This window comes from Streptomyces pseudovenezuelae (assembly GCF_029892565.1).
Taxonomy (GTDB): domain Bacteria; phylum Actinomycetota; class Actinomycetes; order Streptomycetales; family Streptomycetaceae; genus Streptomyces; species Streptomyces pseudovenezuelae_A.
The window spans coordinates 91,375-118,233 of record NZ_JARXVH010000007.1 but is presented as its reverse complement, the minus strand read 5'-3'; the positions used below and the strand labels follow the sequence as shown (position 1 = coordinate 118,233).

Here is a 26,859-nt window from a genome sequence, read left to right as displayed (position 1 = left end):
TAGGCGGAAGATCGGCCGGAACCCGTGATTGTCAGTGGCGGCCTCTACTGTCGGCGGCATGGCAATCGTGACGTTCGTCGACGAGACGACTGCGGGGGAGCGGGGCGCGGGCTGGGAGCTGGAGGTCGCCGAGGAGCGGCTCACCGTGGGTGAGTTGATCAGGCGCCGGGTGTTCCAGGAGGTCGCCGAGTACAACGCGCGCACGCCCCGGGTGTTCCAGGGACTGGTGCAGCCCGAGGACGCGGAGCGCGTGCTGAACGGGTACGCGCTGCGCACGCCCCGCCGGATAGACCCCGAGGCACAGACGGCGCTGGCGCTGAAGGCGTTCGCCGGGAACGGGTTCCTGGTGCTGGTGGGGGACCGTCAGATGACGGAGGTGGCCGAGGAGATCGAGTTGCCGCTCGGCACCGAGGCGACGTTCCTGAAGCTCGTACCGCTGGTGGGTGGCTGATGCGCTCCGCCCGCTCGCACCTGGACCGGCTGCGCAACCGGGTCGCCGCGTTCGACGCGGGCCGGGTGGCCGACGAGACCATGAAGATGGTGGCCTCCAGCCGGGGGTACTTCGGCCGCCCCGGCTGGAGCGAGGCCGTCGAGGAGCTGCACGCGCTGCCGGTGGAGCGGCGCCGCGCGATGCTGCACGCGCTGGCCGACCGCTTCCCCGCCCTCGGCGACGGACTGGACGCCCGCTGCGGTGCCATCGTCCTGACGCTCCGCCTCTCCGACGGCATCGACGACGACCCGCTGGCCGCCGAGCGCCAACGTGCGCTGGACGACCTCAGCCGCGTGCACTCCTTCTGGCACGCCTCCGGTTTCGAGTCCCTCGCCGAGCACGAGTTGGCGCGGGGCCGCGCGCTCTCACCGGCCCTCGTCGCCGTCGTCCGCCGCTCGGCCGTGGAGGCGTACCGCTCGAACGCCGTCGTCGACCTGGCGAAGAAGCTCACCGACCCCGCCCTCAACGTCGGCGAGGAGTGGGCCGAGCAGGCCCTGCGGGACGCCGGCGAGCGCGGCTGGGAGGCGCTGCTGCGGCACGCGGCGACCGCCACCGCCGCCAAGCCCACCGCCAAGTGGGACAAGCAGGCCCGCGCCGTGATCGATGCCGTCGGCGCCGACCGCGTCCGCGAGACCGTGCCGTCCTGGTTCGCCCTCGTCGGCCGCCCGCGCACCGTCCCGCTCGACCGCCGCCAGTACGAGCCGGACGTCAACAGCGCCTACGACCCCTGCAACGCCAACGCGCTGCGCGGCCTGGCCTGGCTGCTCGCCCTCCTCCCACCGCACCCGGACACCGCCCGCGCCCTCGGCGCCCTCGTGGAGACCTCCCTCAAGAAGGTCGCGGGCCTCGGCCCGCGCAACCCGAAGGTCGCCAACGCCGGCGTGAACGCCCTGGCCCGCATCGACAGCGAAGCGGCCCTCGCCGAACTGGCCCGCCTCGCCGCCCGGGTGACGTACAAGGCCACCGCCAAGCTCCTCGACACGGCCCTGGAGACCCGAGCCGCCGCGCTCGGCCTGAGCCGCGAGGAGATCGAGGAACTGGCCGTACCGGCATACGGTTTGACGGAGGTCGGACGCGCGGGCCACCCCCTCGGCGAGGCGACCGCGATCCTCGAAGTCCAGGGCACGAAGGCGGTGTTGACCTGGCAGTCGGCGACCGGCAAGCAGGTCAGGAGCGTCCCGGCGGCCGTCCGCCGCGACCACCCCGAAGCCCTCAAGGACCTCAAGGCCGCGGCCAAGGACATCGACAAGATGCTGTCGGCGCAGAGCGAGCGCCTGGACCGCCAGTTCCTGTCCCGCCGCACGTGGTCGTACGACACCTGGCGCACCCGCTACCTCGACCACCCCTTGGTGGGCACCCTGGCCCGCCGCCTCCTCTGGACGGTCGACGGACACACGGTCGGCTACGCGGACCGCGAACTGCGCACCCTCACCGACACCCCCGTCACCGAAGGCACCGAGGTCACGCTCTGGCACCCCGTCGGCCACGACCCCGCCGAGACGATCGCGTGGCGCGACTGGCTTGAGCGGCACGCCATCACCCAGCCGTTCAAGCAGGCCCACCGAGAGGTGTACCTGCTGACGGACGCCGAGCGCGCGACGGGCACGTACTCGAACCGCTTCGCGGCCCACATCGTGCGCCAGCACCAGTTCAACTCCCTGGCCGCGATCCGGGGTTGGCGCAACAAGCTCCGCCTGATGGTGGACGACGAGGCACCACCGGCGACGCGCGAACTGCCGCAGTGGGGCCTGCGGGCGGAGTACTGGACAGGCGGCGAGGGCCAGGAGTACGGAGCCGACACCACCGAGTCCGGCTCCTTCCTCCGCCTGCGCACCGACCAGGTCCGCTTCTACCCGCTGGCCGCCCCGCAGAACTCGGCCCACTGCTGCGGCGGCGAGTACAGGATGTGGCTCCGGGACGGCGAGGACCCGATGGCCCCCCTCCCTCTCACCGACATCCCACCCCTGGTCCTCTCCGAAGTCCTGCGCGACGTGGACCTGTTCGTCGGCGTGGCCAGCGTCGGCAACGACCCGACCTGGCAGGACGGCGGCCCCGGCGGCCGCTTCCACGAGTACTGGTCGTCGTACAGCTTCGGCGACCTCAACCAGAGCGCCCAGACCCGCCGCGCCCTCCTGGAACGCCTGGTCCCGCGTCTGGCGATAGCCAACCGCTGCACGCTGGAAGGCCGCTTCCTCCACGTGAAGGGCGAACGCCACACCTACAAGATCCACCTGGGCTCGGGCAACATCCTCATGACCCCGAGCGGCCGCTACCTCTGCATCGTCCCCAAGTCCAACCCGGCCGTCCCGCAGACGGGTTACCTCCCCTACGAGGGGGACCGGATGCTGGCGGTGATCCTCAGCAAGGCGATGCTGCTGGCGGACGACGCGAAGATCACGGATCCGTCGATCCTGAGCCAGCTGTGAGGGTCACATGTTGCTCAGCGAGCGGGCGTAGTTGATCTGCCCCATGACCGCGGGGAAGGTGTGCGGCCCGAGGGCCGGGATCATCGTCGAGTGGTGCCGGCCCGCGCTCGTCACGGTGACCTGGATGAAGCCCGTGGTCCGCTTCTCCTTCATGAGGAGGAAGAAGAGACCGAGGAGGCAGAACACGAAGAAGATGATCGCGAGCACGACGGCGACCGTCGGCAGCTTCTCCTCGGTGTGCGACATGTCGGTGGCGTTCCACACGGCACCGCGGAGGGGGAGGGCGCCGGCGGGCGTGACGATCTGGTCGCCCATGACGGTGATGTCCCCGATGGACACCAGCGGGGCGCCGCCCATCGGCGCCGGAGCCCCCGGCTGCTGGGGGTAGCCGTACCCAGGGCCGGGACCTGGATAGCCGTAGCCGGGCGGCGGTGTGGTGGGAGGTTGACCGGGGCCCCACTGAGGGGTCCCGCCCTGGTACGGATTCGGCTCACTCATGGTTGTCCCCCGTTTTTCCAGCCGTGTCGCGTCAGGCTATTGGGTCGGCCTGCCGTCCTGCCAGCAGAAGGGCCGTTCCTCCCGCCTCCGGGAGGAACGGCCCTTTCGCTGTTTCGAGCGTCAGAAGCGCCGAGTGATCAGCGCCCTCTTCACTTCCTGGATCGCCTTCGTGACCTCGATGCCGCGCGGGCACGCGTCCGTGCAGTTGAAGGTGGTGCGGCAACGCCACACGCCGTCGCGGTCGTTGAGGATCTCCAGGCGCTGCTCACCCGCCTCGTCACGCGAGTCGAAGATGAAGCGGTGCGCGTTGACGATGGCGGCCGGGCCGAAGTACTGGCCGTCGTTCCAGAAGACCGGGCAGGACGACGTGCAGGCCGCGCACAGGATGCACTTCGTCGTGTCGTCGAAGCGCTCCCGGTCCTCGGCCGTCTGCAGACGCTCGCGCGTCGGCTCGTTCGTGTCCTTCGTGATGAGGAACGGCATCACGTCGCGGTACGCCTGGAAGAACGGGTCCATGTCGACGACCAGGTCCTTCAGGACCGTCAGACCCTTGATCGGCTCGACCGTGATCGGCTTCTCGGGGTTGAGGTCCTTGATCAGGGTCTTGCAGGCGAGACGGTTCTTGCCGTTGATCCGCATCGCGTCCGAGCCGCAGATGCCGTGGGCGCACGAGCGGCGGAAGGTCAGCGTGCCGTCGATCTCCCACTTGATCTTGTGGAGGCCGTCGAGGACGCGCTCCTTGGGGTCGATCTCCAGCTGGAAGTCTTCCCAGGTCGCTTCCGCCGAGACCTCGGAGTTGAAGCGGCGGATGCGGAAGGTGACCGTGATGTACGGGGAGTCGGCGAAGCCGGGCTCGGGCTGGCCGGCCGCTTCCGCCTTGTCCAGAACAGGGGTAGCCATCAGTACTTACGCTCCATCGGCTGGTAGCGGGTCTGGACGACCGGCTTGTAGTCGAGACGGATGGACTCGGTGCCGTCGTCGCCGACCTCGCGGTACGCCATGGTGTGGCGCATGAAGTTGACGTCGTCGCGGTTGGGGTAGTCCTCGCGGTAGTGACCGCCGCGGGACTCCTTGCGGGCCAGCGCCGAGACCGCCATGACCTCGGCGAGGTCGAGCAGGTTGCCCAGCTCGATGGCCTCAAGCAGGTCCGTGTTGAACCGACGGCCCTTGTCCTGGATCGAGACGTTCCGGTAGCGCTCGCGCAGCTCCGCGATCTTCTCGACCGCCGTCTTGATCGTCTGCTCGGTGCGGAACACCATGACGTTGGCGTCCATGCACTCCTGCAGCTCACGCCGCAGAACGCCCACGCGCTCGCTGCCCGTGGAGTTCCGCAGGTGCTCGACCTGGTCGATGACCTGCTGCGCCGGGTCCTCCGGCAGCTCCACGTACGACGCCTTCTGGCTGTACTCCGCCGCCGCGATGCCGGCCCTGCGCCCGAACACGTTGATGTCCAGGAGGGAGTTGGTGCCCAGACGGTTGGCGCCGTGCACCGACACACACGCGACCTCGCCGGCGGCGTACAGGCCCGGGACGACGGTGGTGTTGTCGCTCAGCACCTCGCCCTCGACGTTGGTCGGGATGCCGCCCATGGCGTAGTGCGCGGTCGGCTGGATCGGGATCGGGTCCGTGTACGGCTCGATGCCCAGGTAGGTGCGCGCGAACTCGGTGATGTCCGGGAGCTTGGCGTCCAGCTGCTCCGGCGGGAGGTGCGTCAGGTCCAGGTACACGTGGTCGCCCTCGGGACCGCAGCCGCGGCCCTCCCGGATCTCCGTGTAGATGGAGCGCGATACGACGTCACGGGACGCGAGGTCCTTCATGACCGGCGCGTACTTCTCCATGAAGCGCTCGCCATCCTTGTTGCGCAGGATGCCGCCCTCACCGCGGGCGCCCTCCGTCAGCAGGATGCCCATGCGCCAGATGCCGGTCGGGTGGAACTGGAAGAACTCCATGTCCTCCAGCGGCAGCCCGCGCCGGTACACGGCCGCCTGGCCGTCACCGGTCAGCGTGTGCGCGTTCGACGTCACCTTGAAGAACTTGCCGCAGCCGCCGGACGCGTAGATCACGGCCTTCGCCTGGAAGACGTGGATCTCGCCGGTGGCCAGCTCGTACGCGATCACGCCGGCCGAGCGCTTGACGCCGTCGACCTCGGTGATCAGCTGGTCGAGGACGTAGAACTCGTTGAAGAACTCCACGCCCTCCTTGACGCAGTTCTGGTACAGCGTCTGGAGGATCATGTGGCCGGTGCGGTCGGCCGCGTAGCAGGACCGGCGGACCGGGGCCTCGCCGTGGTTGCGGCTGTGACCGCCGAAGCGGCGCTGGTCGATCGTCCCGTCGGGCGTCCGGTTGAACGGCAGGCCCATCTTCTCCAGGTCGAGGACCGAGTCGATGGCCTCCTTCGCCAGGATCTCGGCGGCGTCCTGGTCGACCAGGTAGTCACCGCCCTTGACCGTGTCGAAGGTGTGCCACTCCCAGTTGTCCTCCTCCACGTTGGCCAGCGCGGCGGCCATGCCGCCCTGCGCGGCGCCCGTGTGGGAGCGGGTCGGGTAGAGCTTGGTGAGCACGGCGGTGCGGCTGCGCTTCGTCGACTCGATGGCGGCGCGCATGCCGGCGCCACCCGCGCCCACGATGACGGTGTCGTATTTGTGGATCTTCATCAGGAATTCCTCAGCCCCGTGCCTAGCGGATGTTCGGGTCGAAGGTGAAGATCACCAGCGTGCCCAGCAGGATGGTGAACACCGTGGCGGTGTAGAGCAGGCCCTTGAGCCACAGCCGGGTGTTCGCGCGCTCCGCGTAGTCGTTGATGACCGTGCGCAGGCCGTTGGCCCCGTGCAGCATCGCCAGCCACAGCATCAGCAGGTCCCAGACCTGCCAGAACGGCGAGGCCCAGCGGCCGGCCACGAAGGCGAAGCCGATCTTGGAGACGCCGCCGTCGAGGACCAGCTGGATCAGCAGGTGGCCCAGGACCAGGACGACCAGCACCACGCCGGACAGGCGCATGAACAGCCAGCCGTACATCTCGAAGTTGCCCCGGGTGGACTTCGGGGTCTTCTTGGTGCGCTGGCGCGGGGCCTCGATGAGAGGCGCGGGGTTGTCGACGTTGAAGAGGGACTCGCCCTCCACGGGGCCGACACCGGAGGCGGTGGATTCAGTGGTGGCCATCGGTGTCAGCTCCCGAACAGTTCACGAGCGGCGTGGCCCAGGACGGGGTAGATCGCCCCGAGCATCAGCACGACCCAGATGCCCACGACGGACCAGAGCATCTGCTTCTGGTAGCGCGGGCCCTTCGACCAGAAGTCGACGGCGATGACGCGCAGGCCGTTGAGCGCGTGGAAGAGGATGGCGGCGACGAGGCCGTACTCCAGGCACGCGACGAGCGGGGTCTTGTACGTGGACACGACCTTGTCGTAGTCCTCGGGGGAGACACGGACGAGAGCGGTGTCCAGCACGTGAACGAACAGGAAGAAGAAGATGAGGACGCCGGTGACTCGATGAGCCACCCAGGACCACATTCCTTCCCGGCCGCGGTACAGCGTTCCAGCCGGCACGGAAGTCCCTCCGGGAGCGGGGATTGGGGCCGCGCCGGCTTGTGCTGTCGGTCGGGCCCGGCCGGGTACGGTCCTCCGGCCCTCAGCATCGTATCCATGCGGTGGGGATCGCTTTACGGGGGGCCTACCGGTGTGATCAATGTGGCACGCGTATGGGTTAGCGTCGCGGCTTCTGAGGTGGGGTGTGCTGTTATGTGCCGGGTGCGGTTTGTTTGTGGCTGGTCGCGCAGTTCCCCGCGCCCCTGAGTAGGTCCACTAGCCGTCCCTTTGCCAGGCGGCGGATTTCCTCGGCCGCCACCACCCGTTCCTCTTCCGGATCGTTCGCCAAGCGTGACCGGATGCCTTCGAGAATGTGGTCGAGGCACTCGGTGGGCGAGGTTTCTCCCAGGTAGATGACAAACGCGTGGCCGAAGCGGGACTCGTACGCCGCGTGGGCCGCGCTCATCGCGGTGTGGGCGGCTGAGTAGGAGTCGTCCGGGAGGGTGGGGAGGGCTTCGTCGGCCAGGGCTTCGGATAGGTCCGCGTGGGTCAGGTCGTACGCGGCTTCATCGGACGCCGCCAGCAGGGAGTCGATGTTCGGGTACGGGCGGTGGGCTGCCACTCGTTCGGCCCAGCGGTGGCTGCGCAGGCAGGTCAGGAGGAGTTTGCGGGCGTCGGCGGCCGGGGCGCCGTTGAAGGCGTCCAGGACGGTGGGCAGTGCCGGTATGCCGACTCGGCCAGGAAGGTGTGTGGGCGTCACGTGAGTTTCGGCAGTTTCGGCAGAGGAAGCAGAGGAACCTGTGAGAACAGGAGAAGCATGGGAGAGATGTGTCGTCAACGTTATCGAGCGGGAGCGCGACGTGTCCGACGGATGCCCGAATTTCACCCGCACGGGAGAGTTTCGGAACGTGTGGTGGACACATCGTGCCCCCGAGGGGACTTAGGTTGGCGCTGTGAGCCAGCACAGGCGCCGGCCTCCGGCGCAGAAGGTCAAGCACAGGCGGGTCATCGTCGCGGGCGCGTTCGCCGGGACGGTGGCGCTCGGGGTGGGCCTCGGTTTCTGGGCCTCCGGTGACGAGAGCGGGCCCGTCGGGGCGGAGCGGACGCAGCAGCCCTCCGACGCCAGATCGGGCCTGACGCCCGGCGCGTCCCGGAAGCCGAGCCCCACTCCGACGCCGACCCGCTCGTACGCCCTCTCGCAGGCCCCGAAGACGATTCCCGCCGTCCGTTCGCACACCGCCGCCCGGGGTCCGGGCTGGCGTCCGGTGCGCGGTGAGCGCGTGGTCGTGGGCGATGCCGACCTGGCCGACGAGGGGCGCCTGATCGCCGGTGAGCTGGGGCTGACGTACGCCGGGGAAAAGGACGACGTGCGCGCCGGGGACGTACGGCTGGCGCTGAACGACGACGAGGGCGCCGATCCGGAGTCGTACGCCATGACCGTGCGCGGCGGTCGGGTGAACATCAGCGGGCCCGCGGACTCGGGCGTGTTCTACGGGACCCGGACGCTCAAGCAGGAGGTGCGCGGCGGCGGTACGGCGCCCGAGGGGGTCGTGCGGGACGAGCCGGCCAAGCAGGTGCGCGGGTTCATGCTCGACATCGCGCGCAAGCCCTTCACCGCGGCCTGGATCGAGGACCGGGTGCGGGAAATGGGGGACCTCAAGTTCAACGAGCTGGGGCTGCACTTCTCCGACGACCAGGGATTCCGGATCGCCTCCGACAGCCATCCCGAGATCGTGTCCAAGGACCATCTGACCAAGGCCGAGGTCACGAAGATCGTCGAGCTGGCCGAGAGTCGGCACATCACCGTCGTGCCCGAGATCGACTCGCCCGGACACCTCGGCGCGGTCATCAACGCGCACCCCGACCTCCAGCTGCGCAACACGCAGGGCGTCGCCTCGCGCGGGGCGGTCGACATCTCCAAGCCCGCCGCCGCCGAGATCGTCGACGACCTGCTGAACGAGTACGCCGACCTCTTCCCCGGCGGTCAGTGGAACCTCGGCGGCGACGAGTACCAGGCGCTCACGGTGTCCAGTCCCGCCGCCTCCTACCCGCAGCTCGCCACCGCCGCCAGGGAGGCCTACGGCTCCGGCGGGACCGTCGCCGACCTGACGACGGGCTGGCTCAACGACCGCGCCGACACGGTCCGCGCCCACGACCGCACGATGCGCGCGTGGAACGACGGCTTCTTCGCCGGTACGTCCGTGTCGGCCGCCAAGGACCTGCGGGTCGGGTACTGGACGGGCAAGGAGATCGGGGCGCGGCAGCCGGTGGAGTATCTGAGCGCCGGGCGGAAGGTCGTCAACTACAACGACGAGTTCCTCTACTACGTCCTCGGCGAGCCGAACACCTTCGTCTATCCGACCGGGCAGCGGATCTACGAGCAGTGGACCCCGCTCGTCGTGCGCGGCACGCAGGCGGTGTCCTCGAAGTACGACGGGCAGATCCTGGGCGGGTCCTTCGCCGTCTGGTGCGACCTCGCGAACTCCCAGACGCAGGCCCAGGTCGCGGCCGGTATCCGGCTGCCGCTGCGGGCCACGGTCCAGAAGCTGTGGGACCCGGGGCGGCCGGCCCAGTCCTGGACGCAGTTCAAGGCTCTTGCCGACAAGCTGGGGTGATCCCAGGATAGGGCTGTGAACTGACGTACGGCTGTGGTGTGTTCGGCGCGGGCCGAAGCCAAGGAACCGTGGGGGAGCGGGACATGGGCTACTGGGGGTACTACGTCGTGGGCCGCAGCGAGCGGCCGCTGGCGGAGCTGGACGCGCTGGCCGACGCCGAGGGCATGGTGCTGCGGGAGTCGGCGCCCGAGGGCTGGCAGGTGTGGGAGTACCCGAGCGGTGACGGCGAGGTCGGCAACATGAACGTCCTCGCCCGGGAGACCGGCGCCCCCGCCCTCTTCGGCTACGTCATGGACAGCACGGCCGTGGTCGTCGAGGCGGCGGGGCCCAAGAGCGGGTCGTGGACCACGTGTCTGGCGCGGGCCGCGATGGCCGGGTACCTCGGCGCCGGCAACGACGGGCTCACCGTGGAGGACTACTTCCTGGACCCCCGCGACGCCGCGGACCGGGCCGTCGCCTGGGCCGCCGAGGCCGGGCACGACGTGGCCGACGAGCCGCTCCTCGACGTACTCACCGCCGAGGCCGACCCGCTCGCCGAGAACCTCTTCTTCCGGCTGCTGGACCGGCTGGGCGTCGTGCCGCTGTGAGGCCGGCGGGACCGGCGAGGACGTCGGGCGCGGACGGCTCGGCAAAAACAGCGTAATAAGAGACGCGACCGTTCCCAAAGCTGGGGTGGCGGGAGCACGATGGCCGCATGGCCGACAACCGTCGTTGGTGGGCGCTGGTAGTCATCGCCCTAGCCCAGTTGATGGTCGTGCTCGACATGACCATCGTCAACATCGCCCTGCCGTCCGCCCAGGCCGACCTGAACATGTCGGACGGGAACCGGCAGTGGGTGATCACCGCGTACACCCTGGCCTTCGGGGGACTGCTGCTGCTCGGCGGCCGGGTCTCCGATCTCGCCGGGCGGCGCAACACGTTCATGATCGGACTGCTCGGCTTCGCCGCCGCGTCCGCGCTGGGCGGGGCCGCCGCCAACTCCGGGATGCTGTTCGGGGCGCGCGCCCTGCAGGGCGTCTTCGCCGCGCTGCTCGCGCCGTCGGCGCTGTCGCTGCTGGCGACGACGTTCACCGACCCCAAGGACCGCGGCAAGGCCTTCGGCATCTTCGGCGCCATCATCGGCGCGGGCGCCGCGGTCGGGCTGCTCGCCGGCGGTTTCCTCACCCAGTACCTGGACTGGCGCTGGTGCCTGTACGTCAACGTGCCCATCGCGCTGGTCGCGTTCGCGGGCGCCCTGAGGCTGCTCCAGCCCGGCGAACGCCACCCGGACGCCCATCTCGACGTGCCGGGCGCGCTGCTCGGCTCGACCGGGATGCTCTCGCTCGTCTACGGCTTCTCCGAGGCGGAGTCGAGGAGTTGGGGCGACGGACTGGTGATCGGGCTGCTGGCGGCCGGAGTTGCGCTGCTCGGCGCGTTCGGTTACTGGCAGACCCGGGCGCGGGTGCCGTTGCTGCCGATGTCGGTGGTCAAGGACCGGCAGCGGGTGGGCGCGTTCCTGACCGTGCTGCTGGTGACCATCGGCATGTTCGGCGTCTTCCTCTTCCTGACCTACTACATGCAGGGCGTCCTCGGATACTCGCCGGTGAAGACCGGTGTCGCCTATCTGCCCATCACCGTCGGCATGGTCGTCGGCTCGACCCAGATCGCCGCCCGGTTGCTGAACAGGGTGCCGCCGCGTGTGCTGATCGTGCCGGGCCTGCTGATCGCGGCCGGCGCGCTCGCGCTGATCGCCCAGGTGGGCGTGGAACCGGCGTACGCCTCGCACATCCTGCCCGGGATGCTGATGCTCGGCCTGGGCATGGGCACGGCGATGATGACGTCCGTGTCCCTGGCCACCGGCAGCGTCGCGCCACGGGACGCCGGTGCCGCCTCCGCCACCTTCAACACCGCCCAGCAGGTGGGCGGTTCGATCGGTACGGCGCTGCTGAACACGATCGCCGCGACCGTGACGGCGCGGTATCTGACGGCCCATGCCGGACCGGGCGTCGACCGCCGGGAGCTGGCGGCGAAGGCCTCCGTGCACGGCTTCAACGTCGCCACCTGGTGGGCGATGGGCGCGCTGCTGCTGGGTGCGCTGATCGCCGGAGTGGTCGTGAACGCGGATCGGGCGCCCACTCCCCCTGGTGCGGGGGAGCAGACGCCCAAGTCGCTGGAGGACGTGGCTACTTGATGTAGACCAGGCCGTCCGTCGTGATCGTCGGGCGGCCGCTGGTGCCCACCACGACGACCTTGACCGTGTGCTTGGCGCTGGTGGTCCAGCTCTTCGTCCAGATCGCCTGGCGGTAGCTGGTGGTGGCGGACTTCAGGTCCACCGTCGCCACCTTGGTGCCGTCGACGTAGACGTACGCCTGTCCCGAGGTCGACGCCCGCGAGACCACCCAGGACGCCGAGCGCCCGGTGAAGGTCCAGGTCAGGCTCGCGTTCTTCGCACTGCTGGAGTACGACTTCCCGCCGAGGTAGCTGGTGGACGAACGGCTGGTCCAGGTACCGGTCTTCTTCGCCGAGGTCTCCTGGAGGATCAGCGGCGTGAAGGACGGCGAGGACGTGCGGGTGTTGCCCGCGAAGTCGGTCGCCCGCATCGACCAGGTGGACGCGGAGCCGGACTTGGCGGTGCGGCTGGACGTCGTCGTGGTCGGGCCGAACGCGGCCGTCGTCGGCGTCAGCAGGTCCACCGCCTTCAGTGCCTGCGCGTCGGTGGCCTTCCAGCCGAGGGTGACCGGGACGGCGGTGGTGCTGACCGTGCCGGTGCGCAGGGTGAGCTTCGGGGCCGTGGTGAAGGTCGGCAGGGTCGTCTCCGCCACGAAGGCGAGCGCGGCCGTGGTCGTCGTCCTGCCCGACTGGTGCGTGGCCCGCACGGTCACCTTGTGGCTGCCCAGCGCGAGGGTGGTCTTGGCGGAGGCGGCCGTACCGGCGGTGGTGGCCACCACCTTGCCGTCGACCAGCAGCTCGAACTTCGATATCAGCGAAGTCGGCGTGCTCGTCGACCAGTTCACCGTGACGGCGCCCTTGGTGTAGTACGTCGAGCCCGACTTGCCCGCCCCGGTCACCGTGCCGGTCTTCAGGCCCTGCACCGGGCCGGCCGCCTGGGTGCGGATCGTCGGCAGCTGGGCGTAGAGGGCACCGCCCGGGCACTCGGTGAGGTAGCCGTCGCGGTGCGCGGAGATCCGGTCGAAGGTGTAGGCGGTGCCGGCCGTGAACTTCGTACCGGCGTAGTTGTCCTGTGTCGCGCCCGCCGTCAGCTGCACGGTGCCGGCCGGGTCGGCGCCGTACTGGCCGAGCTTCCAGGCCGCGATGCGGGCGACCGAGGTCAGGGCCGCGCTGCTCGCCCCGGCGGTGGTGTAGTTGCCGAGCACGGCGATGCCGGTGGACTCACGGTTCCAGCCGTAGGTGTGCGCGCCGAGGACCGGGAGGTCGACGCCGCCCTTGCGGCCCTCGAAGATCGTGCCGCACTTGTCGACCAGGAAGTTGTAGCCGATGTCGTTCCAGCCGTTGGTCTGCACGTGGTACGTGTAGATGCCCCGGACGATGGCCGCCGAGTCGGCGCACGAGTAGTCGTTGGAGCCGTCCGTGTGGTGCACGAACACGGCCTTCACGTCGGGGTTGTACTCCGACGGATCCTTGCTGATCGACTCGTCCGCGCCCCAGCCGGCCCGCGTGGTGATCGGCGGCTCGGGCACGGTGGACGGCGGCGCGGTGGGCGTCGACGTGGCGGTGGGCGTCGGAGACGCGGTGGCGGTCGCGGTGGCGGAGGGGCTCGCGTCCGCGACGAACGCCGCCGGCTCGGCCTTCTGCTCCGCGGACGTGACCACGCCCGGGTCGACCAGGTTGACCTCAAGTCCCTTGGGCAGTCCGGCACTCGTGGTGCCGTCCTCGTGGACGACCTGTACCTGCACGCCGTCCGAGGGGCCCACCCACAGCGGCTCCGAGGCGCCGCGCGCACCGGCCCGCTCCTCGGGGTCCTCCACCGGGTCGACGTTCGTCTCCAGGTCCTGCCAGGCGGTCCACGCGCCGGTGTCGGTGCTGCGGGTGCGGACCTGGGCCGCGCCGTCCAGCTCCTTGGTCGCCCCGGTCCAGGAGACGCCGAGCAGCGAGAACTGCTTGGTCTCCGTGCGCGCCAACTCGCGCTTGCCCGTCGCGGTGTTCTTCAGCGTCAGGTCGTAGACCTTGGCCGGCCGCTTGGGCTGTCCGTCCGCCGCACCGTCGGCCGACGGGCTGGCGATGGCGTACGACGCCAGGCCTCCGCCGCCCAGGACCACGGCGCCCAGCGTCAGCCAGGCCCGGCGTTTCATGCTCAGCGGTCTGTACGCATGGGACGTACGACGACTCACCACGTGTTCCCCACCCCGAAGAAGGCCCGAAGGCCACAGAAGTCAGAAGAAAGTCACAGAAAACGCACCCGTCACACGGGTGCTCCAGACCATTCAGCGAGCGCTTGCCGGTAAACGTCACGGGAGTTCGCCCGACAGTGACGCAGATCACCTGATGGCGGGGGCCGCTTGGGGCAGCCGACGGGCTGTGACACTTCTGTGAGACCTGGCGCTGATGACCGTGAAGGCGTGAACGACTCGACGGCGTATGCAACTTCTGCGAACGAGGGCAGTGTTGGGCCAGGGAGGGGAACCCCGCCGCGTGCAGGCGTACGACGGGGAACTGGGCGCGGCCGTCGCGGGCGCCCAGCGGGGCGACGAGGCCGCTTTCGCGGACGCCTACCGGCTGGTGCAGCCGGGGCTGCTCGGCTATCTCCGCGGCATCGTCGGCGACGAGGCCGAGGACGTGGCCTCCGACGCCTGGCTGGAGATCGCCCGGGACCTCGGCCGGTTCAAGGGCGACGGAGCGGGCTTCCGCGGCTGGACGGCGACCATCGCCCGGCACCGGGCCCTGGACCACCTGCGCCGACAGCGGGTACGGCCCCGGCCGGCGACGCTCGAACAGGACGTACTCGAACTGCCCGGGCCGCACTCCACCGACGACCAGGCACTGGAAGCGCTGTCCACCGAGCGCGCCCTGGCGCTGGTCCGCACGCTGCCGCCGGACCAGGCCGAGGCCGTACTGCTCCGGGTCGTCGTCGGACTCGACGGCCCCGCCGCCGCCCGTGTCCTCGGCAAGCGCCCCGGCGCGGTGCGCACGGCCGCGCACCGGGGACTGCGCGGGCTCGCGCGGGGGCTCGGCGCCGAAGGTGTGACGAATGACGACCCGCACACGCTGGGGGAGTCGACGTGAAGGGCGGCGGCGAGGGCCGGCCGTAGGACACGGATGGGGCGGGGACATGGGTGAACGGCACGAGGACGGCCACACCGACGGCCTGGTTCTGGAAGTGCTGTTCGCCGGTGCCATGCGGGACGGCGTGCTCGATCCCGAGGGGGAGCGGCGGGCGGTGGACGCGTTCCGGGCCGCCCGGGACGCGGGGACGCACCACGCCCGTACCCGGCGCCAGGACGACTGGCGGGCCGGGTGAACACGGCTGTACGCGGCGCTCGTCGAGAGCGAGGCGTCGGCTTCGGTGGCAGGCGGCGAACGTTTTCGGCCGTGGGCGGCGAGGCCGGGATTGGACCCCCGACGCGTCGGAGCGCTCCCACCGAAGCAACGGCCGGGGCCGCCACCCCCCACAGGAGAGGCCCCGGCCGTCGCGCGGCACGGGCCGCGCGGCGACCCGTACTTGCTACAGCGCCATGAGTGCGGTTTCTGTCACACCCCACGACATCACAAGCTGGTCCCAGCTTGTACGGACATGGACGAGCAGCGGTTTCAGGTCGTAACGTGCCTTTCGCGCCGGGCGCGGATGACGAACAATCGCCGCAACCATCGGCTGACCATCGATCGAGGATTACGGGTGCTGGGGGACGACGCGGAGCTGACCACCGCGGTGCTTGCGGCACAGGACGGGAACGAGACCGCGTTCCGGACTGTGTACCGAGCGGTGCACCCGCGGCTGCTCGGGTACGTCCGGACACTGGTCGGCGACCCGGACGCCGAGGACGTCGCGTCCGAGGCCTGGCTGCAGATCGCCCGTGACCTGGAGCGGTTCAGCGGCGACGCGGACCGCTTCCGCGGCTGGGCCGCCCGGATAGCGCGCAACCGCGCCCTGGACCACATACGCATGCGCGGTCGCCGCCCGGCCATAGGCGGCGACGAAACGGAACTGACCGGCAGGGCCGCCGAGTCCGACACCGCGGGCGAGGCCATCGAGGCGCTGGCCACCGACCGCACCCTCTCGCTGATCGCCCGCCTCCCGCAGGACCAGGCCGAGGCCGTCGTGCTGCGCGTGGTGGTGGGCCTCGACGCCAAGACCGCGGCCGAGACGCTCGGCAAGCGGCCGGGTGCCGTCCGCACGGCGGCGCACCGGGGTCTCAAACGCCTGGCAGAGTTGCTCGCCGACGATGCGGAATCCGCGGGCGCGCTCGACGCGGTGCCGCACCAGCGAGAACCCGAAGACCGTGCGGTGACGTCCGCGAGTGTGACGCATACGCGTCCGCGGACGCAGAAGGACATGTGATGGCCGACGAGCAGTACAGGTGGCTGGACCCCGAAACAGCGGAGACGCTGCTGCGCGGAGAGCCACTGGACGCTGTCGACACCGCCTCCCGGGATGAGGCCGAACGCCTCGCCAAAACGCTCGACGCGCTCTCCGCCGACGTCACCCGGCCCGGACCCGAGCTCCCGGGCGAGGCCGCCGCGTTGGCCGCCTTCCGCACCGCCCGCGCCGACCGGTCAGGACCGGCCGTGGTCGGCCCGCCCACCCGCGGCCGGTCCTCCGACGCCGGGCTCGTGCGCATCGGCGGCCCCGGCCCGGACGTCAGCAGGCCCCGCTGGGCGCGGCCCGTGCGCTTCGGGCTGACCGCCGTGCTGGCCGCCGGCATGGTCGGCGGGGTCGCGGTCGCGGCCACCTCCGGGATCCTGCCGTCGCCGTTCGGCGGCGACCCCGGCCCCGTCTCCTCCGTCTCGGCGGCCGCGTCGCCCGACCGCCCGCTCGTGTCGCCTTCGCCCAAGGGCCTGCTGCCCGGCCGGCCGACGCCCGACGGACCCACCGGCGGTCCCACCGCCTCGGACACCCAGGGCACCGGCTCGCGCGACGGCGCCACGGTCGCGCCCGGCGCCGACGACCGCGCCGACGGCAAGGACGACGGCGGGTGGAGCGGTGGCCCTGCGGCCTGCCGTGATCTGCGCGACGGCAAGAAGCTGAGCGCCGAGCGCAGACGGGCCCTGGTGCACGCGGCGGGCGGCGTCGGTGGCGGCCGGGTGTGGCGGTACTGCAAGAACGCGCTCGGCGACTCCGGGTCCACGGCCAAGGACAGCGACGGCAAGGGCGACGGCAAGGGCGACGGCAAGGGCGACGGCAAGGGCGACGGCAAGAACGACGTCGGTCCCGGCGGGCAGAACGGCCAGGGCGACGAGGGTGGCAAGGGCGAGGACCAGGGCGGTGCCGACGACGGCCATCACATAGCGCCCGGCGGTGGTGGACAGACCGGCGGGGCCGACGGTTCGGGCTCGGTCCGGCCCCTGGTGCCGACGCGGCTGACGACGCCCGCCGCACCCACTCCGGCGCCGAATCCGACGTACAGCGCGCTGTAAAGCTCTGACCTGCGATTTCTGATTATTCGGGCGCCGGGTGTGACGTTTTCGGCCGGGTTGGCGCAGTACTTAATGAGCCGACTGGTCATCGGCCGTCGCACAGAGCCGGGGTTCCCCCCGTACCTACGGCTCGTGCAACTCGGCGCGGGCGGGACACGTTCCCCCGGTCCCGTCCGCGCCCCGCACAGCTCATGCCCCGCGCCTCACCAGTACACGACGACCTTGTCGCCGTCGCGTACCTGCGCGTACAGGCTCGCGATCGCCGCCTCGTCCCGGACGTTGACGCACCCGTGCGAACCGCCCGCGTAGCCGCGGGCCGAGAAGTCGTACGAGTAGTGCACGGCCTGGCCGCCGCTGAAGAACATCGCGTACGGCATCGGGGAGTCGTACAGCGTCGAGTAGTGGTTGCGGGACTTCCAGTAGACGTGGAACACGCCGTCCCGGGTGGGCGTGCCCGTCGCGCCGAAGCGGACCGACATCGTCGACACCGTCCGGCCGTCGATCATCCAGCGCAGGGTCCGGCTGGTCTTGTCGATGCACAGGACCCGCCCGGTCAGACACCGCGGATCGGGCGCGCCGGCGGGCTGGCCGCCCATCAGGTACAGGTCCCACTTCCCCGGCTCGTGCGTCATCCTCACCAGCCGCTGCCAGGTGACGGTGTCCGTCTCGCCGGTCTTCGGCAGCCCGCGCTTGCCCTGGAAGCCCTTGACCGCCCGCTCCGTCAGATCGTCGTACGACCCCGTCGGGCCGTCGAACAGCCACTGCACCTGGTGCAACCGGGCCTGCAGCTCCCGCACATCACGCCCGCCGTCCCCACGGGACCACAGCACGGCGGGCGCGGGCCCGGTCTGCTCGGCGGACTTGGAGGGGGACGCGCTCGACTTGCCGTCACCCTCGCTGTCGCTGTCGTCCGACGTGCTCGTCGGTGCAGCGCTGCTGGGCAACTTGATGTGCACCGGCGAGTTGCCCTTGCCGTCCGCGCCCTGCACGGTGCAGCCGTACACGGCGGCCAGGGCCACGAGTGCCGCCGTAGTGACGATCGTTCTCCCCATGCCCCGTAGTCTGCCCCCGGGTGGGGGGTCGCGAACAGGGGGCTCTGACCTGCGGGATTCCTTCGTTCGGGATCGAAGGCGGAAGGTGCACGGTGGCGGCTACGCTCGTGGAGAGCGGCCCCCGAAATGGAGGACGCCGTGGCTGTGACCCCCCGCCTGACGGCTCGCATGCACTGTCGTTGTCGCCGAGATCACCTCGTCGAACTGGTCCGACTGCCTCGGCCCCAAGGGCGAGTGCTATGCCGAGGCCGGCATCCCCGTCCACATCGTGGCCGACCGCAAGCACGACGAGATTCTGCTCCACCGGGATCCGGTCAAGGGCAAGTACCCGGCCCCCGGGCGCTACAAGCGGGGCCAGAGCGTCCCGGTCCCCGAATCCGTCGGCGTCACCCTCGACCTCACCGTGGACACCCTCCTGGACGGCGACGACTGACTGTCGTACCCGCATGCCACACTCGTCGGCATGTTCGGTGTCATCGACCTTCCCACCTATCTGGCGGGCCTCGTCCTGATCGTCCTGCTGCCCGGTCCCAACTCGCTGTACGTCCTCTCGGTCGCCGCCCGCAAGGGTGTCCGGGCCGGGTACACCGCCGCTGCCGGCGTGTGGTGCGGGGACACCGTGCTGATGACGCTCTCGGCGGCCGGGGTCGCCTCGCTGTTGCAGGCGAACGCCATGCTGTTCGGGATCGTGAAGTACGCGGGGGCGGGCTATCTGACCTGGCTCGCCATCGGGATGCTGCGGACCGCGTGGGCGATGTGGCGGACCCGGCGGGAGCGGGCCGTCGAGGAGGCGCCCGTCGCCGCGGCCGACGAGCGGCCCTACCGGCGGGCCTTCGTCGTCAGCCTCTTCAACCCCAAGGCGATCCTGTTCTTCGTCGCCTTCTTCGTGCAGTTCGTCGACCCGGGGTACGCCTATCCGGCCGTCTCGTTCGTCGTCCTCGGCACCCTGGCCCAGATCGCGAGCTTCCTCTACCTCAGCGCGCTGATATTCAGCGGCACCAGGCTGGCCACCGCCTTCCGCCGCCGCAAGCGGCTCTCGGCGACGGCGACTTCGGCGGCGGGCGCGCTGTTCCTCGGGTTCGCGGTGAAGCTGTCGCTGGCCGGCGGCGTGTAGGCCTGCGGCGCGCAAGCCTGCGGCGCGTACGGGGTCATGGGCGCTCGCCGACGCCCGCGAGGTACTCCGGCAGTCCGGTGACCGACGTGCCCGCCCAGCCGACATAGCCGTCCGGCCGGACCAGGAACAGGCCCGTGCCGTACATCTCGTGGGCGGGCGCCCGGACCACCCGTACCGTCTGCGGGAGCGCCGGCGGCATCTCCGTACCGATGTCCGTGCCCAACGCCAGCAGCGTCCAGTGCGGGCCCTGGAAGGCGTCGAAGAGGCGTGCGCCCGCCGCCGTCACGTCCGGCGCCCGGTCGCCCGCGCGCACCCGCTCCGGGGCCGTCCGGGTCTCTTCGGCCGGTGTTCCCTCGCCCCGCGTCTCCCCACCCCGCGTATCCACCGTCAGCGACGACTCCCAGTACCCCAGCCCCAGTTGGCGCGTCGCCCTCCCGCGCTGCACCTCGCCCCGGTGGACGCTCGTCGACAGGCCCAGCACCTGGGCGGCGATGGGGCGCCGCTCCTCCTCGTAGGTGTCGAGGAGTTCCTCCGGGGCGCCCCCGCGCAGCACCGCGCCCAGCTTCCAGCCCAGGTTGTAGGCGTCCTGGACGCTGGTGTTGAGGCCCTGGCCGCCGGCCGGGGAGTGGACGTGCGCCGCGTCGCCGGCGAGGAAGACGCGTCCGGCGCGGAAGCGGTCGGCCAGGGCCGCGCGGGGCTGGAAGTTCGAGGACCAGCCCAGTTCCGTCACGTCCTCGGGGGCGAGGTGGGAGCGGGCGGCGACGACCTTGCGGACGCCGTCGAGCGAGGTGTCGACCGCCGTGCCCTCCGGGAACTGGGCGACGACCTGGAAGTCCTCCGTACCGGCGAGCGGGCAGATCGCGAGGAAGCCGTCGGTGTCGGCGCGCGGCGGGAAGACGTGCCAGTAGTCCCGGCCCAGGCCGGCGATCCGGACGTCCGCCACCAGCATCGGGTTCGGGTCCACCGTCTCCCCGGCCATGCCGATCCCGAGCGACCTGCGCACCGCCGAGCGGCCCCCGTCGGCCGCCACCACGTACCGCGCGCGGACCGGGTCGCCGGCGGCGAAGCGGACCGTCACGCCGTCGGCCCCCTGGTCGAAGGACTCGTCGAGCGAGACGACCTCCCGGCCGAAGTCCACCCGGCCGCCCAGCTCCGTCAGCCGCGCGAACAGGATCTCCTGCGTCCGCCACTGCGGGACCATCCACGGGCCGGTGAACCGTGTGTTCTCCTCGGCGTCCTCGGCCGGGTCCATCATCCGGTGCTCGCCGACCTGCTTCCCGTCCTGCCAGACCATCCCGACCGGGTACTCGCCCCCGGCCGCGAGGATCCCGTCCAGCACACCGAGGTCCTCGAAGACCTCCATCGTGCGCGGCTGGATGCCCTTGCCGCGCGAGCCGCGCGCCAGCCCCTCGCCGCGCTCCACGACCAGCGCGTCCACCCCGCGCCGGGCGAGGTCGATCCCGAGGGCCAGGCCGGTCGGGCCCGCGCCCACGATCAGTATGTCCACCGAGAGGCCGCTCACCGAGAGGCCGTTCACCGAGGGTCCGTCCACACTCATGATCCGTCTCCTTAACGCTGTTAAGTTCCGCTGTCCGCAAGGGTGCCCTTAACGCTGTTAAGCTGTCAAGCGTGAGTACGGAACGACGCGCGCCCCTCGACCGCAAGCGGGTCGCGGACACCGCCCTGAAGCTGCTGAACGAGGCCGGTCTGGAGGGCCTGACCCTCCGTGCCATCGCCAGGGAACTGGACGTCAAGGCGCCCGCCCTGTACTGGCACTTCAAGGACAAGCAGGCGCTGCTCGACGAGATGGCGACCGAGATGTACCGGCGGATGGTCGCGGGGACGGCTCTGGATCCCACCGACACCTGGCGGGAGCGGCTGCTCAAGGCCAACCGCGGACTGCGCGCGGCCCTGCTCGGCTACCGCGACGGCGCGAAGGTCTTCAGCGGCTCCCGCTTCACCGGCACCGACCACGGCCGCGAGATGGAGGACAACCTGCGCGTGTTCGAGGCCGCCGGCTTCACCCTCGCCGAGTCGGTCCGCGCGGCGGCCACCGCGTACGCGTTCACGATCGGCTTCGTCACCGAGGAACAGGGCGTCCAGCCGCTGCCCGACGAGCGGCGCGAGGGCTACGACGTCGAGGAACGGGCCCGGCTGCTGGCCGAGTTCCCGCTGTCGGCCGCGGCGGGCGCGGAGATCTTCGAGGACTACGACCGGCAGTTCGAGGAGGGCCTGGAACTGCTCCTCGCGGGGATCGAGGCGCGCTACCGCCCTTCGGGCTGAGCCGCGCCACCGGCCTTCACGCCGAGGCGCGCTGGGAGTGCCCGGGCTGGACCGCGCCACGGGCCTTCATGCCGAGGCGAGCCGTCGGCCAGCGGCCCTCACTCCCAGGCCGTCGGCCGTCGCGTAGAGGCCCGCTCCTGCCTCTCGGCCCGAGCCGGTCCACCGGCCGCCCTCAACCCCGCGTCACCGTCCCTCACGCTGACGTCAGCGTCCGCTTCAGCCGGGGTCCGAACGGCCGCTCCACGAACCGGTGGATGAGCCAGGCGAGGCCCAGCAGGCCCAGCACCGTGAAAGTGAGCGTCATTCGCGCGGGCAGGCCGAGGACGCCGTGCAGCATGCGGATGACCGGCCAGCCCAGGTGCTCGTGGACCAGGTAGAAGGGGTAGGTCAGAGCGCCCGCCGTGGTCAGCCAGGACCAGTTCACCCAGCTCAGCCGGCCGAGCGCGATCGCCGCGACGGCCGCGAAGCCCAGCGTCACCACCAGGACGATGCCGAACACGGTGCGATGGGCGAACGCGTCCGCGCTCGCCGGGCGCCACAGCGCCGCCACCGCCTCGTGCTGCCCGATCAGCCAGCCCACGGCCACCGCGGACCACGCGTAGACGTCCCTTCGGTCGCGGTGGACCAGGTAGAGGCCGACGCCGCCGACGAAGAACGGCGCGTACTCGGGCATCACGACGATGTCGAGCAGCGGCTCGTGCGCGCCCCGGGCGATCGCCGCCGCCACCATCCAGCCCGCGCAGAACAGCAGCACCCGGCGGCGGTTGGCCCCGGGCAGCACGACCAGCAGGGCGAACAGCGCGTAGAAGCGGACCTCCGCCCACAGCGTCCAGCACACCCCGAGCACCCGGTCCACGCCCAGCGGCTGCTGAAGCATCGTCAGGTTGACCAGCGCGTCGCTCGGCGAGACGGCCTCGTAGGCGACGACCGGGAGTGCGAACACAGCCGTCACGAGTACGATGGCCGCCCAATAGGCGGGCAGCAGTCGCGCGGCGCGGGACGCGAAGAACGATTTCAGCGGGCGTCCCCATCCGCTCATGCAGATCACGAACCCGCTGATCACGAAGAAGACCTGCACACCGAGACAGCCGTACGCGAAATACGAATGCAACGTGGGGAACTGGTCGCGTGGGGAACTTCCCCATGCCCGGGCGACCTCGCCGTCGCGGCCGCCGTAGTGATAGGCCGCCACCATCAGGGCGGCGAGTAGCCGCAGTCCGTCCAGCGACCGCAATCGGGGCTCCGGGGCTTTGACCACGGGTTCCTCGGGCGGCCGTTCCAACAAGGGCGCCCTATGGGAGAGTCGGCGCCAATAGTCCGAATCGTGGCGAAAGCTTGGTTGACGGCCCAACGATTCGTCCTCCGGCTTCCATCAGTTCACCTGAACGTCGCTTTTGCTTCCTAATTTTTCCAGCATCCCCCTACGCCGTGGTAAACCCGGCGAACGACTCAGTTGTCACAGCATTGGCTTGGCAAATACCCAGGAGCGCCATGACGAGGGTCCAGAACAGACGGGCACGTGTACGTGGAGGGGAGCTGGACGACTGCTTGCGCGCCTGTGCCGCGCACAGCGGGAAGCTCGTCGGCAGCATCGACCGCAAGCGCGTGGAACTCGCCGAGCAGCTGCGCAAGCTGCTCGTCGTGTGGGGCACCACCGCCACGGCGGCCCCCGCGCCCGCACCCGCCGGCGGCGCCACCGCGCTGCTCAAGCGCGCCGTGAAGGGCGCCGCGGCACCGACGGGCGGAATCCCCAACGAGGTGCTCGACGCCCTGCTCGCCGTCGCCAACAAGGCACTTGAGGCCGGCTACGACGACGAGCTCAACCTCGCCCTGGTCATCAGCGACACCGTCCTGGCCCAGCGCAAGAACTCCCGCGCCGGCTGGCGCCTGCGGGCCCGGCTCCTGGAGGCGATCGGCGACGAGGCCGAGGCCCTGGAGGCGTACGAGAAGTACCTCGCTCTCACCGACGACGACGGCTTCGGCGTCCGCAACCGGATCGCCGGTCTGCGCCTGGCCGGCCAGAAGGAGCGCGAACTGATCGCCCTCCTGAAGCGGCAGACCCCGCGCGCCGAGGAGTTCACCCGCCGCCCCGCCACCGACGTGTGGGCCGAGGGCCTGGCCGCACAGGCCGTCGGCGACTGGAGCGAGGCGGAGCCCCGTCTGGTGGGAGCGCTTCTGACGCTGACCGCCGAGGACGCCCCGGTCACCGACCGCCAGGAACTGCTCAGCCAGTACCTGGACCTGCGGCTGACCGCCCCCGGCGTCGACCTGCCCGCGCTCACCGAGGCCCTCGCCCTCTACGCCGAGCAGCGCCGCACCCGGATGCGCGGCCCGGTCGCCGACCCGACCATCGGCGGCGTCGAGTGGATCAGCCTCGGCGAGTTCCGCAACCGGATCGCCGGCAAGTCGATCGCCCTGATCGCCAACTCCGGCCGGGTGGGCGCCAGTTCGATGGGCGCCGAGATCGACGCGTACGACCTGGTGGTGCGCTTCAACTCGTACAGGATCGACCCGAAGAACACCGGCAGCAAGACGGACATCCACGCCACGATCCACAAGCACGGCTTCAACTGGGAGAAGCAGGTCACCACCCGGCTGGTCTTCGGCGGGATCTCCGGTGACTGGAAGTACTCGCTGCGCAACCGCCTGGTGCCCGGCGCGCAGACCTACCTCGGTGACGAGTCGCTGCGCTGGCCGGTGCGGAACATCGGCAGGCTGAGCACGGACGTGTGGTCGGGCATCCCGACCACCGGCTTCAACATGTTGTACCTGCTGGACTTCCTCGACGTCAGCCCGAAGCTCGACCTGATCGGCTTCGACTTCTACGAGAGCGGTGCCTACCGCGTCCAGGAAGCGATGAAGCTCGCCATCACCTCCGTGCACGAGTACACCAGCGAGAAGGCATGGGTCATGGAGCGGGCCCAGAGCGTGACCGACATGAGGATATCCCTGCGATGACCACGACCTCCCTGACCGGGACCTCCGCCGTCAAGGCCCCGTCGACCGACGCGGCCGCCCTGACCGGCAAGCGGCGCATCGCCTTCGCGAGCTTCGTCGACGAGAACTACCTGCCCGGCTTCCTCGTCCTGCTGCGCAGCCTGGCGCTGTCCAACCCGAGCGTGTGCGAGGACTTCGTCGTCCTCTACGACGATCTGAAGCCCGGCTCGATCGCCCAGATCCGCGCCCTGCACCCGCGCATCGTGATGCGGCGCGTCGACGCCGACCACTACGACTCGTACCAGAAGGGCGACCAGGACAACTACCTGGTCCGCAAGGCGTACTTCATCCTGGACGTCTTCAAGATCCGCGAGTACGACACGATCATCACGCTCGACACGGACATGGTCGTCCTCAGCAGCCTGAGCGAACTGCTGGAGCTGCGCGAGGGATTGGCGGCCGTGCCGCAGTTCTTCTACGGGCAGCACAAGCTCAACTCCGGTCTGCTGGTGATCCAGAAGGAGTACCTGAGCGACGAGTTCTGCGCGCGGCTCGACCGCTGCGGCCGCTCCGGCGACTACGAGCTCGACAAGCACGACCAGGGCATCCTCAACTCGGTCCTGAACGGCGACTTCGTCCGCCTCGACCCGCGCTACAACTTCGTCAAGCGGCGGCTGTCCGGCGACCTCCCGGTCCCCGAGGACACCGCGATCCTGCACTTCACCGGGCGCCACAAGCCCTGGCAGGGCGGCGAGGCCGGCTACAGCCAGGCGGAGGAGCGCTGGCGCGAGTTCGAGCTGAGCGACCCCGAGTTCCACGCCGCGTACATGGAGTCCTCCGGCGGCCTGCACCACGACCTGCTCGTGCACTACGGCACCCCGCACGTCGCCCGCACCGGCAATGTCGAGGTCGCCCGCAAGCTCGCCGCCGCGCACATAGGCAACGGCGACTACCAGGACGCCGTCGACGTCCTGTCCAGTGTCCACATCCCGCTGGACGAGGCCTGGCCGCACGAGGTCTTCGGCCACGCCCTGATGAGCGTCTCCCGGTACGAGGAGGCCAAGGCCCAGCTGCTGCTGGCCACCGCCGCTCCCAACCGGGCCGCGACCGCCTACGCGCGGCTCGCGCAGATGGCGTGGGTGCACGGCAACAACGCCGAGGCCCTGACGCACGCCACGGCCGGCATAGCCGTCGACCCGACCCACCGCTCCAGCCGCCTGTGGGCGCAGCGCGCGGCCTCAGTGCCGGCCCAGGAGCAGGGCGCGCCCGAGGACCAACTGGCGCACGTCGCCTTCTACATGGACCGCCAGGGCAACGCGGGCGACAAGTTGCTCCCGGAGAGCGTCCGTTCGGCCTTCGGCCCGGACACCACCTCCCGGCGCTGGCACTCCGTGCACGCCCACCGCCTGTTCGACAAGGCGGCCCTGGAGCGCGTCAACCGGCGCCGGGGTCTGGTCATCGGCGGCGGCGGCCTGTTCATCCCGGACACCATGCCCAACGGCAACAGCGCCTGGCAGTGGAACGTCCCGGACGAGCTGATGGCCGGCATCGACGTGCCGATCGCCGTCTTCGCCGTCGGCTTCAACGCCTTCGACGGGCAGTCCTACCGGGCCAACCGGTTCGGCGAGTCGCTGCGGCTGCTGGTCGAGAAGTCCAGCTTCTTCGGGTTGCGCAACCACGGCTCGATCGAGAAGGTCCGGGCGATGGTCCCGGCCCACCTGCACGACAAGATCCGCTTCCAGCCGTGTCCCACGACGGTCACCCGCCAGCTGGTGCCGGGCTGGCAGGATCCCGCCAAGCGCGACGACACCATCCTGATCAACGCGGCCTACGACCGCGCGGGCCTGCGCTTCGGCCACGACTACGCCTACTTCCTGGCCCAAATGGCCCAGGCCGTACGGGACTTGGGTGAGCTGGCCGAGGTCCAGTGCGTGGCCCACTCCCTCGACGACGAGAAGATCGTCTTCGACCTGCGCCGCGAGCACGGCATCTCGATGCCCGTCATCCCGATGTACGACTTCGAGAACAAGGAGATCCTCGATCTCTACGCCCGCACCAAGCTGGTGATCGGCATGCGCGGCCACGCGGGCATGATCCCGTTCGGCGTCGGCACGCCCATCATCAGCCTGATCTCGCACCCGAAGATGGCGTACTTCCTGCGGGACATCGAGCGCCCCGAGTGGGGCGTCTCGGTCCACGACCGCCACCTCGCCGCGCGTCTGGTGGAGTGCTCGAAGGACCTGCTGGCCGACCACAACAAGACGGTCGCCGACGTCCACGGCCGCCAGCAGGAACTGTGGAAGGCGACCGAGGCGAACGCCGCGGACCTGCGGGTCATTCTGGGCGGCTGA

Annotated in this window: 23 protein-coding genes and 1 pseudogene; 14 read left to right on the top strand and 10 right to left on the bottom strand. The window is 70.5% G+C overall.

All coding sequences use genetic code 11. The features are described from left to right. Positions 1-58 precede the first annotated feature (58 nt). Both M2283_RS23425 and M2283_RS23420 read left to right on the top strand, forming a co-directional pair. Positions 59-451, top strand: coding sequence for a hypothetical protein (locus M2283_RS23425; RefSeq protein ID WP_280878310.1), 393 nt, complete (start codon positions 59-61; stop codon positions 449-451). Next, a complete protein-coding gene (locus M2283_RS23420; RefSeq protein WP_280878309.1) occupies positions 451-2,916 on the top strand; it encodes a DUF4132 domain-containing protein in 2,466 nt (821 codons plus the stop codon). The genes M2283_RS23425 and M2283_RS23420 overlap by 1 nt, the downstream gene beginning before the upstream one ends. 3 nt (positions 2,917-2,919) lie before the next feature. Here M2283_RS23420 and M2283_RS23415 read toward each other — a convergent pair whose 3' ends face one another. From M2283_RS23415 to M2283_RS23390, 6 genes are all read right to left on the bottom strand, one after another. Then, positions 2,920-3,414, bottom strand: coding sequence for a hypothetical protein (locus tag M2283_RS23415; protein WP_280878308.1), 495 nt, complete (start codon positions 3,412-3,414; stop codon positions 2,920-2,922). A gap of 120 nt (positions 3,415-3,534) precedes the next feature. Next, positions 3,535-4,314 (bottom strand): succinate dehydrogenase iron-sulfur subunit, encoded by a 780-nt coding sequence (locus M2283_RS23410; RefSeq protein WP_280878307.1) that lies wholly within the window; start codon positions 4,312-4,314, stop codon positions 3,535-3,537. Beyond that, entirely contained in the window at positions 4,314-6,068 is a 1,755-nt protein-coding gene (gene sdhA, locus M2283_RS23405; RefSeq protein WP_280878306.1) for a succinate dehydrogenase flavoprotein subunit, read from the bottom strand. The genes M2283_RS23410 and sdhA overlap by 1 nt, the downstream gene beginning before the upstream one ends. Before the next feature lie 22 nt (positions 6,069-6,090). After that, positions 6,091-6,573: a succinate dehydrogenase hydrophobic membrane anchor subunit gene (locus tag M2283_RS23400; protein ID WP_123998166.1), complete on the bottom strand. Its 483-nt coding sequence runs from the start codon at positions 6,571-6,573 to the stop codon at positions 6,091-6,093. Positions 6,574-6,578: 5 nt separating this feature from the next. Next, a complete protein-coding gene (sdhC, locus tag M2283_RS23395; RefSeq protein ID WP_280878305.1) occupies positions 6,579-6,959 on the bottom strand; it encodes a succinate dehydrogenase, cytochrome b556 subunit in 381 nt (126 codons plus the stop codon). Between the two features lie 190 nt (positions 6,960-7,149). After that, a complete protein-coding gene (locus M2283_RS23390; RefSeq protein ID WP_280878304.1) occupies positions 7,150-7,698 on the bottom strand; it encodes a 2-oxo-4-hydroxy-4-carboxy-5-ureidoimidazoline decarboxylase in 549 nt (182 codons plus the stop codon). A 193-nt stretch (positions 7,699-7,891) separates the two neighbouring features. Between M2283_RS23390 and M2283_RS23385 the strand changes: the two genes are divergently transcribed. The 3 genes from M2283_RS23385 to M2283_RS23375 all read left to right on the top strand — a co-directional run bounded on the left by M2283_RS23385 (position 7,892) and on the right by M2283_RS23375 (position 11,723). Beyond that, positions 7,892-9,553, top strand: coding sequence for a beta-N-acetylhexosaminidase (locus M2283_RS23385; protein ID WP_280878303.1), 1,662 nt, complete (start codon positions 7,892-7,894; stop codon positions 9,551-9,553). 83 nt (positions 9,554-9,636) lie between these two features. Continuing rightward, positions 9,637-10,140 carry a hypothetical protein gene (locus M2283_RS23380; protein ID WP_280878719.1) on the top strand — a complete coding sequence of 168 codons (504 nt, stop codon included), beginning with the start codon at positions 9,637-9,639 and terminating at the stop codon, positions 10,138-10,140. A 107-nt stretch (positions 10,141-10,247) separates the two neighbouring features. Beyond that, positions 10,248-11,723 carry an MFS transporter gene (locus tag M2283_RS23375; RefSeq protein WP_280878302.1) on the top strand — a complete coding sequence of 492 codons (1,476 nt, stop codon included), beginning with the start codon at positions 10,248-10,250 and terminating at the stop codon, positions 11,721-11,723. Here M2283_RS23375 and M2283_RS23370 read toward each other — a convergent pair. Further along, entirely contained in the window at positions 11,716-13,842 is a 2,127-nt protein-coding gene (locus M2283_RS23370) for a peptidoglycan recognition protein family protein (RefSeq protein ID WP_280878301.1), read from the bottom strand. The genes M2283_RS23375 and M2283_RS23370 overlap by 8 nt on opposite strands. A 313-nt stretch (positions 13,843-14,155) precedes the next feature. On the opposite strand from M2283_RS23370, the gene M2283_RS23365 reads away from it, so the two are divergent. The 4 genes from M2283_RS23365 (at position 14,156) to M2283_RS23350 (ending at position 17,122) form a co-directional block, all read left to right on the top strand. Further along, positions 14,156-14,773 (top strand): RNA polymerase sigma factor, encoded by a 618-nt coding sequence (locus M2283_RS23365; RefSeq protein WP_280878300.1) that lies wholly within the window; start codon positions 14,156-14,158, stop codon positions 14,771-14,773. 46 nt (positions 14,774-14,819) lie between these two features. Further along, positions 14,820-15,008 carry a hypothetical protein gene (locus M2283_RS23360; protein WP_280878299.1) on the top strand — a complete coding sequence of 63 codons (189 nt, stop codon included), beginning with the start codon at positions 14,820-14,822 and terminating at the stop codon, positions 15,006-15,008. A 375-nt stretch (positions 15,009-15,383) separates the two neighbouring features. Then, a complete protein-coding gene (locus tag M2283_RS23355) occupies positions 15,384-16,046 on the top strand; it encodes an RNA polymerase sigma factor (RefSeq protein WP_280878298.1) in 663 nt (220 codons plus the stop codon). After that, positions 16,046-17,122 (top strand): hypothetical protein, encoded by a 1,077-nt coding sequence (locus M2283_RS23350; protein WP_280878297.1) that lies wholly within the window; start codon positions 16,046-16,048, stop codon positions 17,120-17,122. Before M2283_RS23355 ends, M2283_RS23350 begins: the two co-directional genes overlap by 1 nt. Positions 17,123-17,325: 203 nt before the next feature. On the opposite strand, the gene M2283_RS23345 is transcribed toward M2283_RS23350, so the two are convergent. Beyond that, the gene (locus M2283_RS23345) at positions 17,326-18,174 is read right to left on the bottom strand and encodes a L,D-transpeptidase family protein (protein WP_280878296.1); all 849 of its coding nucleotides are present in this window, start codon (positions 18,172-18,174) and stop codon (positions 17,326-17,328) included. Positions 18,175-18,361: 187 nt separating this feature from the next. On the opposite strand from M2283_RS23345, the pseudogene M2283_RS23340 reads away from it, so the two are divergent. Beyond that, positions 18,362-18,607 (top strand): annotated as a pseudogene (locus tag M2283_RS23340) (Uma2 family endonuclease); the annotation flags it as partial. Positions 18,608-18,637: 30 nt separating this feature from the next. After that, positions 18,638-19,288: a leucine efflux protein LeuE gene (gene leuE / locus M2283_RS23335; protein ID WP_280878295.1), complete on the top strand. Its 651-nt coding sequence runs from the start codon at positions 18,638-18,640 to the stop codon at positions 19,286-19,288. A 34-nt stretch (positions 19,289-19,322) separates the two neighbouring features. Here the strand turns inward: leuE and M2283_RS23330 are convergent, their stop codons facing one another. After that, positions 19,323-20,846 carry an FAD-dependent monooxygenase gene (locus M2283_RS23330; RefSeq protein WP_280878294.1) on the bottom strand — a complete coding sequence of 508 codons (1,524 nt, stop codon included), beginning with the start codon at positions 20,844-20,846 and terminating at the stop codon, positions 19,323-19,325. A gap of 71 nt (positions 20,847-20,917) precedes the next feature. Between M2283_RS23330 and M2283_RS23325 the strand changes: the two genes are divergently transcribed. Then, positions 20,918-21,571, top strand: a complete 654-nt coding sequence (locus M2283_RS23325) for a TetR/AcrR family transcriptional regulator C-terminal domain-containing protein (protein ID WP_280878293.1) — start codon at positions 20,918-20,920, stop codon at positions 21,569-21,571. A gap of 193 nt (positions 21,572-21,764) precedes the next feature. Here the strand turns inward: M2283_RS23325 and M2283_RS23320 are convergent, their stop codons facing one another. Then, positions 21,765-22,856 carry an acyltransferase family protein gene (locus M2283_RS23320; protein ID WP_432423114.1) on the bottom strand — a complete coding sequence of 364 codons (1,092 nt, stop codon included), beginning with the start codon at positions 22,854-22,856 and terminating at the stop codon, positions 21,765-21,767. A gap of 206 nt (positions 22,857-23,062) precedes the next feature. On the opposite strand from M2283_RS23320, the gene M2283_RS23315 reads away from it, so the two are divergent. Beyond that, positions 23,063-24,529, top strand: coding sequence for a glycosyltransferase family 29 protein (locus M2283_RS23315; protein ID WP_280878291.1), 1,467 nt, complete (start codon positions 23,063-23,065; stop codon positions 24,527-24,529). After that, positions 24,526-26,859 (top strand): glycosyltransferase, encoded by a 2,334-nt coding sequence (locus tag M2283_RS23310; protein ID WP_280878290.1) that lies wholly within the window; start codon positions 24,526-24,528, stop codon positions 26,857-26,859. Before M2283_RS23315 ends, M2283_RS23310 begins: the two co-directional genes overlap by 4 nt.